Below are 17,045 nucleotides of genomic sequence, written 5' to 3'. Positions count from 1 at the left end.
GACGTGGCCGCGGACACCATCCTTTCCGTCGAGAACATCGAGGTCGTCTACAACAAGACGATCCAGGTGCTCCGCGGCCTGTCGCTTTCCGTCGAGCGCGGCAAGGTCGTCACGCTCCTCGGCTCGAACGGCGCGGGCAAGTCGACCACGCTGAAGGCGATCTCCAGCCTCCTGTCGCTGGAGGACGGGGCGGTGACGGCCGGCTCGATCACCTTCGACGGCACGCCCGTCGCCGCCGACACGCCGCACGGGCTGGTGCGGCGCGGCCTGTTCCACGTCATGGAAGGACGGCGCATCTTCGAGGACCTGACGGTGGAGGAGAACCTGACGGCGGCGACCTTCGCGCTCTCCGGGCGCGGGGTGAAGCCGACCTCCTTCGACCTCGTCTACGGCTATTTCCCGCGCCTTCACGAGCGCCGCAACGCGCGGGCCGGCTATCTCTCCGGCGGCGAGCAGCAGATGCTCGCCATCGGCCGGGCGCTGATCGCCCAGCCCAAGCTCATCCTGCTCGACGAGCCCTCGCTCGGCCTGTCGCCGATCCTCGTCGAGGAGATCTTCGGCATCATCGCCCGCATCAACCGCGAGACGGGCGTCTCCATGCTGCTCGTCGAGCAGAACGCGGCCGTCGCCTTCGCCGTCGCCCATTACGGCTACATCATGGAGACCGGCAAGATCGTGCTCGACGGGCCGACCGAGCGTCTCGTCAACGACCAGGACGTGCGCGAGTTCTATCTCGGCATGAGCGGCGGCGAAGGTGCCCGCAGCTATCGCGACGTCAAGCACTACAAGCGCCGCAAGCGCTGGCTTTCGTGAGGACACCCATGACAGTCACTTCCTTTCCCGAGCTGACGCTGCCGCAGATGCTGCGCGAGCACGCCCTGCGCACGCCCGGGCGCACGGCCGTGCGCCAGAAGGATTTCGGCATCTGGAACCCGATCTCGTGGAAGGACTATTTCGAGCGCGCCGCCGATGTCGGCCACGGCTACCGCACCCTCGGGCTCGCGGCGGGCGGGCATGTCGCGGTGCTGTCGGAGAACCGCATCGAATGGGTGCTGGCGCAGCTCGGCGCCGGCCTCGTCGGGGCCGTGACCATCGGCGTCTACCCGACCAGCCCGGCGAGCGAGGTCGCCTATGTCCTCGAACATGCCGACGCCGAGGTGATCGTCTGCGAGGACCAGGAGCAGGTCGACAAGGTGATGGAGGTGCGCGGCCAGCTACCGCTCCTCAAGCGCATCGTCGTGGTCGAGACGAAGGGCATGCGCAACTACCCTGCCGACCTCGTCGTCTCCTTCGCGGCGCTGGAGAAGGCGGGCGCGGCGCATCGCGCGCAAAATCCCGGCCTCGTCGAGGGGGCGCTGGCCGGCCAGAGCCTCGCCGACACCGCGCTGATGATCTACACCTCCGGCTCGACCGGCAAGCCGAAGGGCGCGATGCTGACCTACGGCAACATCCGCGCCCAGGCCGTCGCCGTGATCGAGAAGCTCGGCCTCGGCCCGAATACCACGCACCTCTCCTACCTGCCGCTCTGCCACGTCGCCGAGCAGATGACGACGCTGATGGCCCCGGTCTATCTCGGCTCGCAGATCAATTTCGGCGAATCCATCCGCACCGTGCAGGAGGATTTGCGCGAGGTCGCGCCGTCGATGTTCCTCGGTGTGCCGCGCATCTGGGAGAAGCTGCATTCCTCGATCCACATCCGCATGCTGGAGACGGGCGGCGTGAGGCGGCGGCTGTTCGAATGGGCCTACGCGGCCTGCGAGCCGTTCGCCGAGACGCCGCGCCATGAACGGACCCTCGCCGAAAGGCTGCGCTACGGCGTCTCCTATCTCCTCGTCTTCCGCGCGCTGCAGAACTATGTCGGCCTGCGCCGGGCCGATGTCGCCATGACCGGCGCGGCGCCGATCTCGCCGCGCATCGTGCGCTTCTTCCGCACCATCGGCGTCAGGCTGGTCGAGGTCTACGGCGCGACCGAGACGAGCGGCGTCGCGCTCGGCCAGAAGCTCGACCGGCTCGATCACGGCAGCGTGGGTGAGCCGATCGTCAATATCGAGGCGCGCGTCGGTGGCGACGGCGAGCTGATCCTGCGCGGGCCGACCGTGTTCAAGGGCTACTACAAGAACGACGAGGCAACGGCGGCGACGATCCGCGACGGCTGGCTGCACACCGGCGACGTGGTGACGGTGACCGACGGCCAATACCGCATCGTCGACCGGCTGAAGGACATCATGATCACCGCCGGCGGCAAGAACTTGAGCCCCTCCGAGATCGAGAACACGGTCAAGGGCAGCCCCTATATCAAGGAGTGCATCGTCATCGGCGAGGCGAAGAAATACGTCTCGGCGCTGATCCAGATCGACTACGAGACCGTCGGCAAGTGGGCCGAGGAGAACCGCATCGCCTACACCAATTTCCGCAACCTCGCCGAGAACCCGGCCGTGCGCGACCTGATCGACGCGGAGATCGCCGAGGCCAATTCGCAGCTCGCGCAGGTGTCGCACATCCGCCGCTTCCACCTGCTCACCAAGGAGCTGGACCATGACGACGACGAGGTGACGGCGACGATGAAGGTGCGCCGCGCCAACATCCAGAAGAAATACGCGGACGAGATCGCCGGCCTCTATTCGGCCGCCTGACCAGGGAGAAATAGCGTGAGCGAAGTGGTCATCGTCGAGCACGACACTGAAACGGGCGTCGCCCGCATCGTCCTCAACAAACCGCAGGTGCTGAACGCGGTCGACGTCGCCATGGCGCAGGCGATCGCCGCGGCGGTCAACGACGTCGCCGGCCGCAAGGGCGTGCGCGCCATCGTCATCGCCGCCGCGGGCCGCGCCTTCGTCGCCGGCGGCGACATCGCGGCCTTCGGCTCGGACCCCTCGCGCTCGGCCGAGGTGGTCGACGCCATCCTCGACGCCATGCACCCGGCGATCCTCGGCCTGAGGGCGCAGGACGCGCCGGTGATCGCCGCGGTGCGTGGCGCGGCGGCCGGGGCGGGCCTGTCGCTGGTGCTCGCGGCCGATCTGGTGGTCGCCGAGGAAGGGGCGAAATTCGTCGTCGCCTACGACCGGCTCGGCGTGTCGCCCGATTGCGGCGGCACCTGGTTCCTGCCGCGCAAGGTCGGCGCGGCGCTCGCCGCCGAGATGATGCTGCTCGGCCGCACGCTCGATGCTGCCGAGGCGAAGGAAGCCGGCATCGTCAATGTCGTCGCGCCGCAGGACGGGCTCGACGCCGCCGCCGCCGAGCTGGCCGGCAGAGTAGCGCGAGGCGCGACCCGCGCCTTCGGCCATTTCCGCCGCCTTGCCGACGCCGCGCTTTCGACGCCGCTCGCCGACCATCTCGAGGCCGAGCGCGCCTCCTTCATCGCCTCGACCGGGACCGCGGACTTCCGCGAGGGCGTCTCGGCGTTTCTCGGCAAGCGCAAGGCGTCATTCCGGGGAGAATAGGAAGGCCGGGGAGAGTAAGAAGGCCGGAGAGAACAGGACGGCCGGGCGACCAGAAAGCGGGCCTGAAGCCCGCCGGCCGCGCACGGCGCGGATCGTTCCAATTTAACTCAAATTATACCGTGTTTTCCATTCACGGCCTCGTGCTGCGTTTGGCCGGGAACCATTCTTGGCCGGCAATGGTTTTTCCTCCGCAAAACCGGAATGGAGCCATGAGCAGAACAGGCAGAATGAATGGAGAAGAGGCGAAGCTGACGGACCTGATCCGGCGGCAGCTCGGCAGCGAATCCAACCGCCGCCACCTCGCCCGCCTCCCGGCTTTCTCGCTGCCGCGCGACACGCCGGAAAGGCTGGGCCGGCTTCTGGCCGAACTGGACCACGCGGAAGGCGAACCTACCCGGCCAGAAATTCGCGAACCAGCGCAATCTGGGCATCATTGGCCAGCGTCGGCGCATGGCCGCAGCCGGGAATGACGTGGAGCGCCGGGCGCGGCCCGCGCCGCGTCATCTCCGCGGCCACCGGGGCCGCCAGCACGTCGGAGGTTTCGCCCCGGATCAGCAGCGTCTTCGCCTCGACCGCGTCGTAGGCGTCCCAGACGTCGAGGTCGGCCTTGTGGTGGGTGAACTGCGAGACGATGTTGGGATCGTAATGCACCGTGACGCGGCCGTCGTCGGTGCGCCGGGCCGAGGTGTCGGCCATGCGCCGCCAGAAGGCGTCGGTGTTGTCGCCGAAGGGCGCGTAATTGGCACGCAGCCAGGCTTCCAGCTCCGCCACCGTGTCGTAGACCGGCGGCGTGCCGACATAGGAAGCGATGCGCTCGGCGCCGGCCGCCGGGATGTCGGGGCCGATGTCGTTGATGACGAGGTGGGTGATGCGGCCCTTGAGCCGGCCTGCCGCCAGCGTCACGCCGATCAGCCCGCCCATCGAGGTGCCGACCCAGCACAGCCGGTCGATGCCGTGATGGGCGAGGAGACCTTCGGCGACGCGGCCGAAGGTGGCGTAGGAATAGTCGGCACGGAAGTCGCGCGCCCAGCTCGACAGCCCGCGTCCCAGCGTGTCGGGGCACAAGACGAAATAGGTGTCGGACAGCGCCTCGGCCGCCTCGTCGAAGTCGCGCCCCGTTCGGGCGAGCCCGTGCCACATGACGAGCGCCGGATTCCTCGGATCGCCCCATTCGGTGACATGAACCTCGAAGCCCTCGACCTCGATATAGGTGGAACGCGAGGTGGTCATTTATGTCCGCCCTTTCCCATCAGCGTACCGGCGATGCCCGCCGGGAAGAAATAGACAAGCAGGATGAAGACCACGCCGAGCCACAGCAGCCAGCGGTCGGGGTTCAGCAGCTCCGGCAGGAAGGGGAGGTCGGCGGCGGCCGAGGCGCCGGCGGCCATCACGTCCTTCAGGTAATACTGCGCCAGCGTCATGACGACGACGCCGATCACCGCGCCGTAGAGCGTACCCATGCCGCCGATGACGACCATCAGCAAGATGTCGAGCATGATGTCGAAGGACAGCACCACGTCCGGCCCGGTATATTTCAGCCACACGGCGCGCAGGACGCCGGCAAGCGCGGCGTTCACCGCCGCGATGCAGAAGATCGCGGTGCGGTAGGCGACGACCCGATAGCCGATGGCCTCAGCGCGCATCTCGTTCTCGCGGATCGCCTCCAGCACCGTACCGAGCGGAGAGGCGACGATGCGCAGCATGACCATGAACAGCACGAAGGACGACAGGAACACGAAGTAGTAGTGCGCGATACGGCCGTTGAGCGCGACGCCGAACAGGCGCAGCGCCTTGCCGTCCTCGCCCGCCACCAGCGCCTGCGCCGGCGAGAACAGGCGCGGCACGGTGAAGGTCATGCCGTCCTCGCCGCCGGTGAAGTCGGAGAGCTGGCTTGCCAGCACCATCATCACCGAGGCGGCGGCGAGCGTGACCATGGCGAAGAAGATCGCCTTCACCCGGAGCGACAGGAGGCCGATCAGCACCGCGAGCACGACCGCGGCGACGACGCCGAGCGCGCCGCCGAAGAGGATGGCGTCGAAGCCCGGACCCATCGTCTTCAGCGCGATGGCCGCGCCGTAGGCGCCGAGGCCGAAGAACATGGTGTGGGCGAAGGAGACGATGCCGGTATAGCCGATCAGGAGGTCGTAGCTGGCGACGAGCACGACGAAGACGCAGATGCGCGCCGCCACCTCCTGCGCCCGCACGTCCGGGAACAGGAACGGCGCGAAGGCGAGCGCCGCGCCGATGGCGAGCACGATGGCGTAGACGAGGAAGCGGCCGGCGAGATGGCGCCGCGCTGCGACGGGGGCGGTGCCGGGGAAGGTCGCGGCGTTCGACATCGAGGGATTCGACATGGCCTACCCCTTCACCGCCGGCTTCAGCCCGAACGGCCGCCAGAGCAGGATCGCCATCATCAGGATCATGTTCGAGGCAAGCGACATCTTCGGGAACAGGAAGGCGACGTAGTTGGCCATCAGCCCGACGAGGATCGCGCCGAGCAGCGAGCCCTCGACAGAGCCGAGGCCGCCGATGATGACGACGATGAAGACGAGGATCATCATCTCCGCGCCGATGGCCGGCGTGATCAGGCTCTGGTAGCCGGCCCACATCGCCCCGCCCATGGCGGCGAGCGCCGAGCCGGCCATGAACACGGCGATGAACAGGCGGTCGATGCGGAAGCCGAGCGCCTCGACCATCTCGCGATTCTCGACCCCGGCGCGGATCAGGAGGCCGATGCGGGTGCGGTTCAGCGCGAAGTGCATGGCGATATAGACCGCAAGGCCGAGCAGGAAGGCGAAGATGCGATAGATCTCGATCGAGACATCGCCGATGACGATGGAGCCGGTCAGCACCGCCGGGCGCGGCACGGGAACGGGCGAGCCGCCCCAGACCATCAGGATGATCTCGTCGGCGACGATCAGCGCGCCCATGGTGATGAGGATCTGGCGCAGGTGGTCCTTGTAGACCGGCTTGACGATGACGTGCTCGAAGGCCCAGCCGGCCAGCGCGCCGAAGGCGGTGGCCGCGGCGATGGCCGCCATCAGGGCGAGGATGTTGAGCGCGGCGCTGCCGCCCGTGACCCAGACACCCAGCGAGGCGAGCACGCTGGCCGCAATGAACGCGCCGAAGGAGACGAAGGCCGAATGGCCGAAATTCAAGACGTCCATCAGCCCGAAGATCAGCGACAGGCCCGACGCCATCAGGAAGATCATCATGCCCATGGCGAGGCCGGCGACCGTCAGCGTCACCCAGGTCGAGGGCCGGCCGATCAGCAGAAAGGCGATCAGCGCGAGGATGACCGGCAGCAGCATGACGCCGCCGAAGCGCTCGAAGGTCGCGGAGAGCGTCTTCATCATCTCAATGCGCCTCCATCGACAGGCTGAGGAACTCATTCTGCAACGCCTCGTCGGCGGCGAGATCGGCCATCGAGCCGCGATGGACGACGCGGCCGTCGTCGATCACCGCGACCGTTTGGCCGAGCGCGCGGGCGAAGTGGAAATTCTGCTCGACCAGCAGGATGGTCGTCTCGCGCGATATCTCGCGGAAGGCGTCGATCATGGCGCGGATGATCGCGGGAGCGAGCCCCTTGGTCGGCTCGTCGATCAGGATCAGGTCGCGCTTCTCGATGATGGCGCGCGAGATGGCCAGCATCTGCTTCTGGCCGCCGGACAGCGCGTGCGCCTGGTTGCGCCAGAATTTTTCCATCGCCGGGAACAGGGAAAGGATGCGCTGGAGCCGCTGATCGTCGAAGCGGCCGCCCGAGGCGGCGAGGCGCATGTTCTCCTCGACCGTCAGCCCGCCGAAGATGCCCATGTTCTCCGGCACGAAGGCGACGCCGAGCCGGGCGATGTCAGGCGTCGACAGCGCGGTGATGTCGTGGTGGCGGAAGACGATCGCGCCTTTCCTAGCCCGCCACAGGCCCATGATGGTGCGCAAGGTCGTGGTCTTGCCGGCGCCGTTGCGGCCAAGCAGCACATGGACGCCCCCCTCCGGCACGTCGAGCGAGACGCCGTGGAGGATGTGGTACTGCGCGATGTCGGTGCAGACATCGTCGAGGCGCAGGATCGCTTCCCTCATGCAACCTCCTCCGCGCCGATGCCGAGGTAGATGTCGCGCACGATGGGCAGCGCCATCACCTCGGCGGGCTTGCCGTCGGCGATCAGCGCGCCGTTGTGCAGCACCACGATGCGGTCGGCGAGCGCCCGCACCACGTCCATCTTGTGCTCGACCAGCAGGATCGTCTTGCCCGTGTCCTTCTTGATCTCGGCGATCAGCTCGAGGATCGCCGGGGCCTCGTCGGCGGACATGCCGGCGGTCGGCTCGTCGAACATGAACACGTCCGGCTCCATAGCCGCCAGCATCGCCACCTCGAGCTTGCGCTGGTCCCCATGCGGCAGCGCAGCGGCCGGAAAGCGCGCGACGGCGGAAAGCCGGGTCGCATCGACGAAGCTTTGCGCCTTGTCGCGGATTTCGGTCAAGGCGGAGGCACGTGTCAGGATGCGTCCACCCTGCCCTGCCCGCGCCTGCACCGCAAGGCGCACATTCTCCAGCACGGAGAGCTTGGGGAACAGGTTGGTCAGCTGGAAGGCGCGGCCGATACCGAGCCGGGCGCGGGCGGAGGGCGAGAGCGCGGTGATCTCGGTCTCGCCCTTGAAGATGCGCCCTTCCGTCGGCTTGAGCTGGCCGGAAACGAGGTTGAACCAGGTGGTCTTGCCCGCCCCGTTCGGCCCGACGATAACCGTCAACTCCCCCGGCCGGAAGGCGCAGGTGACGTTGTCGACGGCGGCATGGCCGCCGAAGCGGATCGTCAGGTTCTCGGTGCGGATGGACGGGGTGGACACGGAAAGCAACTCTTTCGGAAATGGCTGCGCCGCCCCTCGCCCCGGCAGGCGAATGCGGGGCGGCGCAGCCTTGACGATTATTCCTGGTTGTTCCTGCCGACGGGGATGTTCATCTCCTCCGGCTTGATCTCGCGCACCAGCTCGGGGATGGCCCAGTCGACGCCGTCCTCGACCTTGATCTTGAAGTGGTACATCGACTGGAGCGCCTGATGGTCCTCGGGCCGGAAGGTCATCGGGCCCTTGGGCGTGTCGAAGGTCATGCCCTCCATCGCCGTGATCAGGCTTTCGGTGTCCCAGCCTTCCGCCTTTTCCAGCGCCGCGACGATGGCCATGGCCGAGGCCATGCCGCCGGCGGTGAAGAAGTCGGGCGGGGCGTTGAATCGCTTCGTGTGCTCGGCCACCAGCCAGTCGTTGACCGGGTTCTTCGGCGCTTCGTAATAGTAGTACATCGCGCCTTCCATGCCCGGCACCTGCTTGTAGCCGACGAGCGCGGGCAGGATGTTGCCGCCGGAGGACAGCTCGATGTCGTAGCGGCCGGGATCGGCGGCGGCGAGCGGCGTCATGGCGTCGATGCCGGCGACATTCATGAAGATCACCTTGCGGCCCGGCTTGTCGCGCAGCGCGTTGAACAGCCGCTCGATGGTGGCGGTGAAGTCGGTGGTCTGCTGCGGCACGTATTCCTCGGCCACGACATTGGCGCCGGTGCCGTCGAGCGCGGCCTTGAAGGCGGCGATGCCGTCGCGGCCGAAGGCGTAGTCCTGCGCCAGCGTCGCGACATAGAGGTTGGCGTCGGGCTTCAGCGCGATGGCCTGCGCCTGCATGTCCATCGACGAGTTGCGCGAGGTCTTGAAGACGTAGCGGTTGGAATCCGGCCCGGTCAGGCTGTCGGCGACGGCCGGCTCGACCAGCAGGATCTTCTCGTACTCCTCGGCGACCGGCAGCAGCGCCAGCGCGACGCCCGACGAGGTGTCGCCGACGGCGATCAGCGCGTCGTCGTCGCCATAGGCCTCGGCGAGCAGGGCGCGCGCCACGTCGGGCTTGAACTGCGTGTCCTTCTTGATGACTTCGATCTTGCGGCCCTTGACCTCGAGCGTGCCATTGGTGGCGTATTCGAGGCCGAGCTCGAAGCCGGCATGGGTCTGCTTGGAATAGGCCTCCAGCGGCGAGCCGGAAAGGCCGTGCAGCAGGGCGATCTTCACCGGGCCGTCCTCAGCCTTCGCAGGCATGCCCATAAGCGCGGTGGCCACGGCGAGCGCGGCGAACAGCTTTTTCATGATGTCTCCTCCACGAAAGACGGATGGCCGCCGACCGGCGCTCTCCTGTCCTGAAAGCATTATCGAAGAGGAAGACACCCACCCGCAATATCGTATAAATACCAGTCCAGGCATCGTAAAAATACCGATCATGACGACCAAAGACGATCTTCACCTTCTCGCCTTCGAACATGCGCCCGTCGGTCTCGTCGTGACCGAAAGCCGGGTCATCCGCGCCTGCAATCCGCGCTTCGCCGAGATGTTCGGCTACGAGGTCAAGGAGCTGGAGGACCGGTCCTTCGCCATCCTCTACCCGTCCTTCGAGGAGTTCGTGCGCATCCGCGACGTCGGCGTCGAACCGCTCAGGAAGAACAACCGCTATTCCGACGAGCGCATCATGGCGCGCAAGGACGGGTCGCTGTTCTGGTGCCGGGTGCGCGGCCACTCGCTGACCCGCGACGACGACCCGCTGCGCCGGGCGGTGTGGAGCTTCGCCGACCTGTCGCAGACGCGCCCCATTCTCGACCTCTCGACCCGCGAGCGCCAGATCGTCATGCATCTCGGCGAAGGCCGCACCTCGAAGGAGATCGGCCGCATGCTGTCGATCTCGCCGCGCACCGTCGAGGCCTACCGGGCGCGGCTGCTCAAGAAATGCGGCGCATCGAACGTCGCCGAGCTCCTGTCGCACCTGTCGTCGATGCCGGGCTGAGCGCGGGTCAGGAAGAGCGACGGGCTCATTTCCGTTCAGTTGCCGAGAATGATGTCCATGATCGAGCCGGGCTGCCGTTCGGGCCGTTGCGTCGCGGGTCCGACGTCGGCTTTCGGGACGGGCCGCCGGATCGAAGCGGTGCGATCCCCGACAGGCGCGGGCGGGGCCGGCGGAGCGGCTTGGGGCGCTGCCTGCGGCGCGGACGGGCGGGCGGTTGCCGCCTGCGGCACAGGCCGGGGGGCGGATGCCTGCGGGGCGGCCGCGGTCTCGTTCGGCTCGTTGCGCAGGATGTCGCCGATCCGGCCGATGAGGCCCTGGTTCCCGCCGCTGCTCCAGCCGCCGGGCAGCGCCGCCACCGGCACGCCCTCATGGGCGGCGGCCATGAACTCGTTCCAGGCGGCGGCGGGCAGCGAGCCGCCGGTGATGTTCTTGGTCGGCGCGCCGTTGTCGTTGCCGAACCAGACGCCGGTGGTTAAATTCGCGGTGTAGCCGACGAACCAGGCGTCGCGCGCGTTCTGCGAGGTGCCGGTCTTGCCGGCGGCGGGCCAGCCGAAGGCGGCGCGCCGGGCGGTGCCGTCCGAGATCGTCTGCGCCATCATCGTGTTCATGGCGCCGATCACTTCGGGGCGCGCGATGCGCGGGCCGGACGCGCCGCGATGCTCGTAGAGCACCTCGCCCTTCACATTGCGGATGCGCTTGACGAAATGGATGTCGGGGCGGAAGCCGCCATTGGCGAAGGGCACATAGGCGGCGGTCAGCTCGAGCGGCGTCACCTCGGACGTGCCGAGGGCGATGGAAAGGTTGGGCTCGAGGTTCGATTCGATGCCCATGCGCCACGCCGTCTCGACGATCGCCGCCGGCCCGACCGCCTGCGCCAGCTGCACCGCGACCGAGTTCAGCGAACGCGCCAGCGCCGTCGTCAGCGAGACGCGGCCGTAATATTTGTCGTTGTAGTTCTTCGGCGCCCATTTGCCGATCTTGATCGGCGCGTCGTTCAGCACCGTGTCGGGCGACATGCCGTTCTCCATCGCCGCCATGAACACGAACGGCTTGAAGGCCGAGCCGGGCTGGCGGCGCGCCTCGGAGGCGCGGTCGAACTGGCTGGTGGCGTAGTCGTAGCCGCCGACCATGGCGCGCACCGCGCCAGACGCGTCGATGGAGACGAGCGCGCCCTGGCTGACATTGTGCTTCTTGCCCTCGGCGTCGATCAGCCGGCGGATCGAGGCCTCGGCGAAGGTCTGGAGCACGAGGTCGACCGTGGTCTCGACCACGAGGTCGGACCGCACCTCGCCGATCAGCTGCGGCAGCTCCTCCATCACCCGGTCGGCGAGGTAGTGCTCGGAGCCGGTCCAGTAGGCGGCGGCGCGCACGGCCGGGGTCGAGATCGCGGCGGCGAGCTGGCTGTCGCCGATCATGCCCTGGTCGCGCATGGCGGCGAGGACGATCTGGGCGCGGTTCTCGGCCGCCTTGGGGTCGCGCGCCGGCGACAGCCGCGACGGCGCTTTCAGCAACCCGGCGAGCAGCGCGGCCTCGGAGAGCGAAACGTCGCGCGCGGACTTTCCGAAATAGCGCCGCGAGGCGGCCTCGACGCCGTAGGAACCCGAGCCGAAATAGACCCGGTTCAGATACATCTCGAGGATCTGGTCCTTGGTGTGGGTGCGCTCCAGCCACAGCGCCATCAGCACCTCCTGCACCTTGCGCTCGATGGTGCGCTCGGGCTTGAGGAACAGGTTCTTGGCGAGCTGCTGGGTCAGCGTCGAGCCGCCCTGGCTGACGCGGCGATCGAGGACGTTTGAGACCATGGCGCGGGTGAGGCCGATGGGGTCGACGCCGAAATGCGAATGGAAGCGCCGGTCCTCGATGGCGATCACCGCCTGCGGGATGAAGGGCGACATCTCGTGCAGGCCGACCGCCTCGCCGCCGGTCATGCCACGATTGGCGACGAGCTGGCTGTTGACGTCGACGATGCGCACGTTGGGCGGCCGGTCGGGCACGGCCCATGTCGTGGCCGCCGGCATCTGCGCCCCGTAATAGGCCACCAGCCCGGCGCCGGCGATGCCGGCCCACAGCGCCAGCACCATCGCCCAGTAGACCGAGCGGCGCATGAAGGCGAAGACGCCGCCGCCACGGGCCCGCTTGCGCCCTCGTCTGCCGCGCCCGCCAGCACGCGCCGGAGCGGCGGAGCGTTTGGCCGGGCCCAGTTCTGGCTCGGCGCGGCGCGCCCTGCCTCCTTGCGCCTTGCCGGCATGGCCCTTCGCCGCCTTGCGCGACGGCGGCATCACCCGGTCGTCGGCGCTGAGGCGAAAGCCGTCCTGCGCCTCGTGGCCGGAGAAGCCGTCGAAGCTCGGCTCTATGCGTCCTGTGCGTTTGCGGCTCGCCATGCGTTGCGCGTTTTCCGGGTTCGAGGAGAGTCGCGGATCGCGTTGCAGGCTAATTCGGGCGTTTTAAAGGGGTGTTAATTCGAATTGTCGGCAAATACGGTTTCGGCAGACGAGATGCGGGGCAAGACCGCACAAGAGGCGGGGTCCGGCCGCCACGACAGGCTTGCCGATTCGGCCGAAGCCCGCCGGCCAGCCGCTCCGGACACGAGACCGCCGACTGCCGGGTATGGCAATGCCGACCCCAGCCATTGGGCCAGACCCGCTGGTCGGACGGCATGTTCCCTTCCATCCGACAAGGTCACCTAAGGAATGGAGCCGTAGATACCCTTTGATTTCAAATGGTTATTTCTGTCTCGCCTCCAAAGCCGGTCTCTGGCGGGCGGCGCTTACCCTTCGTTCACCATACATTGACGGACTGTTGACCAACCGGGCAACAATGCTATGAAGCATCACTCAGGCAACAAACCCCGCTCCTTCCGCAAAGAAGGGCGGGGTCTTCTTTTTGTGGCAGGACTGATAGCGGCGGCGGCGAACCGGCCTGAAGCGCGTCGCGATCTTTCAGATTCGCTCCTTGCGCTTCAGGCTATTGAGACATGCTCTAGCTGTGGAGCCTCAAGAGGTTGTCGCCGGTTAGATGGAGGCGACTGATTGGTGGTTTGGACTTTAGGCTGCCATGCGGGCGATGCCAATTGTAGCGGTGGAGCCAGATCGGCAGTTCAGCGGCACGGTGGCGTGATGTCGGATAGGCCACGGCATAGGCCCACTCGCGCAAGGCGGTCTGGATGAAGCGCTCGGCCTTGCCGTTTGTGCGCGGCGTGTAGGGCCTGGTTCGGATGTGCTTGAGGCCGAATTCGCGGCAAGCGCGCGCGAAAGCCTTCGAGCGATAGCACGAGCCGTTGTCGGTCATGACGCGAGTGACGGTGATTCCGAGGCTGGCGTAGTAGGCGACTGCCGCCGTGAGGAAGGCGACGGCGCTTTGCTTCTTCTCGTCGGGCAGGATCTGGCTGAAGGCGATGCGCGAGGCATCGTCGATGGCGACATGGACGAACTCCCAGCCGATGCCGCGACTGTTGGACTGGCCGCGCCGATCGCCGGTGATGCGATGGCCGACGCGGTCGAACCGGCCGAGTTTCTTGATGTCGATATGGATCATCTCGCCGGGATGGGCACGTTCGTAGCGCCTGACCGGCGCGGCCGGCTCGATGTCCTTGAGCCGCGACAGCTCGGCGCGCCTGAGCACCCGGCTGACGGTGGCCGGCGAGACGCCAACCTCATGGGCAATGTGCTTGCCGGTCCAGCGCAGCCGACGCAGCACCACAATACGCTCGGCGATCGACGCCGCGGTGGCCTGCGGCATATGGGCGGGCCGCGAGGATCGGTCGCCCATGCCGGACCGCCCTTCCGCCTTGTAGCGCTCCACCCAGCGCGCCACGATCTTCGCCGACACGCCATAGGTCCGTGCCGCATGGGCTTGGGAAAGACGCCCCTCAATCACCGACAGCGCCATCTCCTCTCGACGCAACGGCGTCAGGCGGGCATTCTTGTGGATGTTCATTCGGACCCTCCGGTGGATGCTGAAGCTTGGTAACTCCAGTCTCCCCGGTCCGGTCCGAATGGACAACCTCCCGAAAGCTCACATCTAGCGCGGCGCGCGCTTGGCGAGGATGCGCTGCAAGGTCCGGCGGTGCATGTTGAGCCGGCGGGCGGTTTCCGACACGTTGCGGTCGCACATCTCGTAGACGCGCTGGATATGCTCCCAGCGCACGCGGTCGGCCGACATCGGGTTTTCCGGCGGAGCGACCTTGTCGTTGGTGGTGCGCGTCAGCGCGGCGAACACGTCGTCGGCGTCGGCGGGCTTCGACAGATAGTCAACCGCGCCGAGCTTCACCGCCGTCACGGCGGTGGCGATGTTGCCGTAGCCGGTCAGGATGACGGTGCGGGCGTCCTCGCGCTTCTCGCGGATGGCGGCGACCACGTCGAGGCCGTTGCCGTCGCCGAGCCGCATGTCGACCACGGCATAGGCCGGCGCGCCGGCCTTCACCTTGGCCAGCGCCTCCTCGACGCTGTCGGCCGTATCGACCTGAAAGCCGCGGCTTTCCATGGCGCGGGCCAGCCGGGTCAGGAACGGCCTGTCGTCCTCGACAAGCAGAAGCGAGCGGTCCTCGCCCAGAACGTCGGACGGGTCGAAGGCTTTTTCATCGGTCATGCCTGGATTCATCCTGCTGCTGATATCTTCTTTTTAGGCGAATTCGCCGCGATTTCCAGCGCCCCGGCCGTCAATAGGCGATCTCGCCCCCTCCCGCCGAGGCGAGGAACGCCTGCCGCGGCCACGAAACGGTGACGATGGCGCCCTTGCCCGGCTCGCCGGCATTGCCGAAGGCGACCTGCGCGCCCGAGCGCTCGAGCAGCGTCTTGGCGATGAACAGGCCGAGCCCCAGCCCACCGCCGCCACCGCCATCGCGCGCGGTGCGCTTCGACATATAGGGCTCGCCGATCCGGTCGACGATCTCTGGCGGATAGCCCGGCCCGTCGTCGCTGAGCGTCAGCTCGACGCGGGCGTCGTTCCAGCGCCATGCGAGCGTGACGCGCTCGCGGGCGAAATCGACCGCGTTCTCGACCAAGTTGCCGAGCCCGTAAATGACGCCCGGATTGCGCCGGCCGACCGGCTCCGACCCCTGCCGCTCGCCCGGCTCCAGCACGATGTCGATGCCGAAATTGCGGTGCGGCGCGATCACCTCCTCGATCAGCGAAGTGAAGGGCAGGCGCGCCATGTGCGCCTCGCCCTCGCCCGAAAGGCTGGTCAGCCGCTTGAGGATCTCGCGGCAGCGCTCGGCCTGCGAGCGCAGGAGGGTGACGTCCTCGGCGAAGCGCGAATCCTCTGACAGCTCGCGCTCCATCTCCTTGGCGACGAGGGTGATGGTGGCGAGCGGCGTGCCGAGCTCGTGCGCGGCCGCCGCCGCCAGCCCGTCCAGCGCCGAAAGGTGCTGCTCGCGTTGCAGGATCAGCTCGGTCGCCGACAGCGCGGTGGCGAGAAGCCGCGCCTCCTCGGCGACGCGATAGGCGTAGAAGGCGGTGAAGGTCATGGTCGAGAACACCGCCATCCACATGCCGGCGATGTAGACGAAGGGGACGACGAGCGCCGTGCCCGGGAACCACGGCAGCGGCAAATGGAAGAAGGCAAGCAGCGTCGCCAGCCCGACGACCGCGAGCCACAGCAGGAGCGTCAGCCGCGCCGGCAGCGACGTCGCCGAGACGACGACCGGCACGATCATCAGCACCGAGAACGGATTGGTCAGGCCGCCGGTCATGTAGAGCAGGCCGACGAGCTGGATGGCGTCGAACAGCAGGATGGCGAAGGCGAAGCCCGGCGGCAGGCGGTGGGTCGGCGGATAGCGGAAGGCGAGGAAGAGGTTGAGCCATCCGGAGGCCGCGATCAGCGCGAAGCACATCGAGACCGGCAGCGGGAATTCGAGCCAGTAGGCGACGAAGAGCACGGTCGCGCTCTGGCCGATGATCGCCAGCCAGCGCAGGCGGATCAGCGTGTTCAGCCGCAGATGGTGGATTCGCGTCGGATCGGGCCGGCCCAGTTTAGCATCCATGGAATGCGCTATAGAGCAATTCGGCGAAAAGTGTGAAGTCGTTTTCCGGTTTCAGCGCCCTTCGCGCGCGGACCGCGCCGCGTAGCGCACGGTCTCGAAGCGCGCACCGAGGCCGTCATACATCAGGAGGCGGCCGACCAGCGGCTCGCCGATGCCGGCGATCAGCTTGATCGTCTCCATCGCCTGCAGCGAGCCGACGACGCCGACCAGCGCCCCGACCACCCCGGCCTCGGCGCAGGACGGGACGAGGCCGGGCGGCGGCGCCTCGGGAAAGAGGTCGCGGAACGACGGGTTCGGGCGGCCTTGCGCGTCGCGCTCATAGGGCTTCAGTACCGTCACCGAGCCGTCGAAGCGGCCGATGGCGGCGGCGACGAGCGGCCGGCGCGCGGCGGCGCAGGCATCGGCCATCGCATAGCGGGCGGCGAAATTGTCGGTGCCGTCGACGACGATGTCGTAGGCGGCGACCAGCGCCCCGGCATTGTCCGTGTCGAGCCGCAGGGCATGGGTCTCCACCGTCACATGCGGGTTGATACGGAGAATCGCTGCGGTCGCGCTCTCCACCTTCGGTCGGCCGATGTGGCCCGTGTCATGGATGATCTGCCGTTGCAGGTTGGACAGCGCGACCGTGTCGTCGTCGACGATGCCGAGCGTGCCGACGCCGGCCGCCGCGAGATAGGCGAGAGCCGGCGCGCCGAGCCCGCCCGCCCCGACGACGAGGACGCGGGCGCGCTTCAGCCTCTGCTGGCCCGCGCCGCCGATCTCCGGCAGCACGACATGGCGGGCGTAGCGTTCGAGCTCGGGTTCGGAGAGCGCTTCAGTCAT

15 protein-coding genes are annotated in these 17,045 nt (G+C 67.7%); 4 read left to right on the top strand and 11 right to left on the bottom strand.

Going from position 1 to position 17,045, the window contains the following annotated elements; all coding sequences use genetic code 11:
* The first annotated feature begins 3 nt into the window (after positions 1-3).
* From M9945_RS03390 to M9945_RS03380, 3 genes are read left to right on the top strand one after another with little or no spacing between them, the layout of a single operon-like run.
* Positions 4-813: an ABC transporter ATP-binding protein gene (locus M9945_RS03390; protein ID WP_367930488.1), complete on the top strand. Its 810-nt coding sequence runs from the start codon at positions 4-6 to the stop codon at positions 811-813.
* A gap of 8 nt (positions 814-821) precedes the next feature.
* On the top strand, positions 822-2,633 hold the full coding sequence (locus tag M9945_RS03385; RefSeq protein WP_367943403.1) for a long-chain fatty acid--CoA ligase: 1,812 nt from the start codon (positions 822-824) through the stop codon (positions 2,631-2,633).
* A gap of 15 nt (positions 2,634-2,648) precedes the next feature.
* Positions 2,649-3,440 carry an enoyl-CoA hydratase/isomerase family protein gene (locus M9945_RS03380; protein WP_367943402.1) on the top strand — a complete coding sequence of 264 codons (792 nt, stop codon included), beginning with the start codon at positions 2,649-2,651 and terminating at the stop codon, positions 3,438-3,440.
* A 390-nt stretch (positions 3,441-3,830) separates the two neighbouring features.
* On the opposite strand, the gene M9945_RS03375 is transcribed toward M9945_RS03380, so the two are convergent.
* The 6 genes from M9945_RS03375 to M9945_RS03350 all read right to left on the bottom strand — a co-directional run bounded on the left by M9945_RS03375 (position 3,831) and on the right by M9945_RS03350 (position 9,555).
* The gene (locus M9945_RS03375; protein ID WP_367943401.1) at positions 3,831-4,670 is read right to left on the bottom strand and encodes an alpha/beta fold hydrolase; all 840 of its coding nucleotides are present in this window, start codon (positions 4,668-4,670) and stop codon (positions 3,831-3,833) included.
* The gene (locus tag M9945_RS03370; RefSeq protein ID WP_367943400.1) at positions 4,667-5,794 is read right to left on the bottom strand and encodes a branched-chain amino acid ABC transporter permease; all 1,128 of its coding nucleotides are present in this window, start codon (positions 5,792-5,794) and stop codon (positions 4,667-4,669) included. The genes M9945_RS03375 and M9945_RS03370 overlap by 4 nt, the downstream gene beginning before the upstream one ends.
* A gap of 3 nt (positions 5,795-5,797) precedes the next feature.
* Positions 5,798-6,796 carry a branched-chain amino acid ABC transporter permease gene (locus M9945_RS03365; protein WP_367943399.1) on the bottom strand — a complete coding sequence of 333 codons (999 nt, stop codon included), beginning with the start codon at positions 6,794-6,796 and terminating at the stop codon, positions 5,798-5,800.
* A 1-nt stretch (position 6,797) separates the two neighbouring features.
* Positions 6,798-7,517 carry an ABC transporter ATP-binding protein gene (locus M9945_RS03360; protein WP_367930494.1) on the bottom strand — a complete coding sequence of 240 codons (720 nt, stop codon included), beginning with the start codon at positions 7,515-7,517 and terminating at the stop codon, positions 6,798-6,800.
* Entirely contained in the window at positions 7,514-8,281 is a 768-nt protein-coding gene (locus M9945_RS03355; protein ID WP_367943398.1) for an ABC transporter ATP-binding protein, read from the bottom strand. Before M9945_RS03355 ends, M9945_RS03360 begins: the two co-directional genes overlap by 4 nt.
* Before the next feature lie 77 nt (positions 8,282-8,358).
* Positions 8,359-9,555, bottom strand: coding sequence for a substrate-binding domain-containing protein (locus tag M9945_RS03350; protein ID WP_367930496.1), 1,197 nt, complete (start codon positions 9,553-9,555; stop codon positions 8,359-8,361).
* Between the two features lie 130 nt (positions 9,556-9,685).
* Here M9945_RS03350 and M9945_RS03345 point away from each other — a divergent pair, with 130 nt between their 5' ends.
* On the top strand, positions 9,686-10,243 hold the full coding sequence (locus M9945_RS03345) for a PAS domain S-box protein (protein WP_367930497.1): 558 nt from the start codon (positions 9,686-9,688) through the stop codon (positions 10,241-10,243).
* A 35-nt stretch (positions 10,244-10,278) separates the two neighbouring features.
* On the opposite strand, the gene M9945_RS03340 is transcribed toward M9945_RS03345, so the two are convergent.
* The 5 genes from M9945_RS03340 to moeB form a co-directional block, all read right to left on the bottom strand.
* Entirely contained in the window at positions 10,279-12,624 is a 2,346-nt protein-coding gene (locus M9945_RS03340) for a transglycosylase domain-containing protein (protein ID WP_367943397.1), read from the bottom strand.
* A gap of 598 nt (positions 12,625-13,222) precedes the next feature.
* Positions 13,223-14,179, bottom strand: a complete 957-nt coding sequence (locus tag M9945_RS03335) for an IS481 family transposase (protein ID WP_367942948.1) — start codon at positions 14,177-14,179, stop codon at positions 13,223-13,225.
* Between the two features lie 84 nt (positions 14,180-14,263).
* Positions 14,264-14,830 (bottom strand): ActR/PrrA/RegA family redox response regulator transcription factor, encoded by a 567-nt coding sequence (locus tag M9945_RS03330; protein WP_367943396.1) that lies wholly within the window; start codon positions 14,828-14,830, stop codon positions 14,264-14,266.
* Between the two features lie 70 nt (positions 14,831-14,900).
* Complete coding sequence (locus M9945_RS03325) at positions 14,901-16,223, bottom strand: ActS/PrrB/RegB family redox-sensitive histidine kinase (protein WP_367943395.1); 1,323 nt, start codon at positions 16,221-16,223, stop codon at positions 14,901-14,903.
* Between the two features lie 51 nt (positions 16,224-16,274).
* Positions 16,275-17,045, bottom strand: coding sequence for a molybdopterin-synthase adenylyltransferase MoeB (gene moeB, locus M9945_RS03320; RefSeq protein ID WP_367943394.1), 771 nt, complete (start codon positions 17,043-17,045; stop codon positions 16,275-16,277).

It is taken from the genome of Aquamicrobium sp. (genome assembly GCF_023954335.1).
In the GTDB taxonomy this organism is placed as follows: Bacteria; Pseudomonadota; Alphaproteobacteria; order Rhizobiales; family Rhizobiaceae; genus Aerobium.
This window is presented reverse-complemented; position numbering and strand designations above follow the sequence as displayed.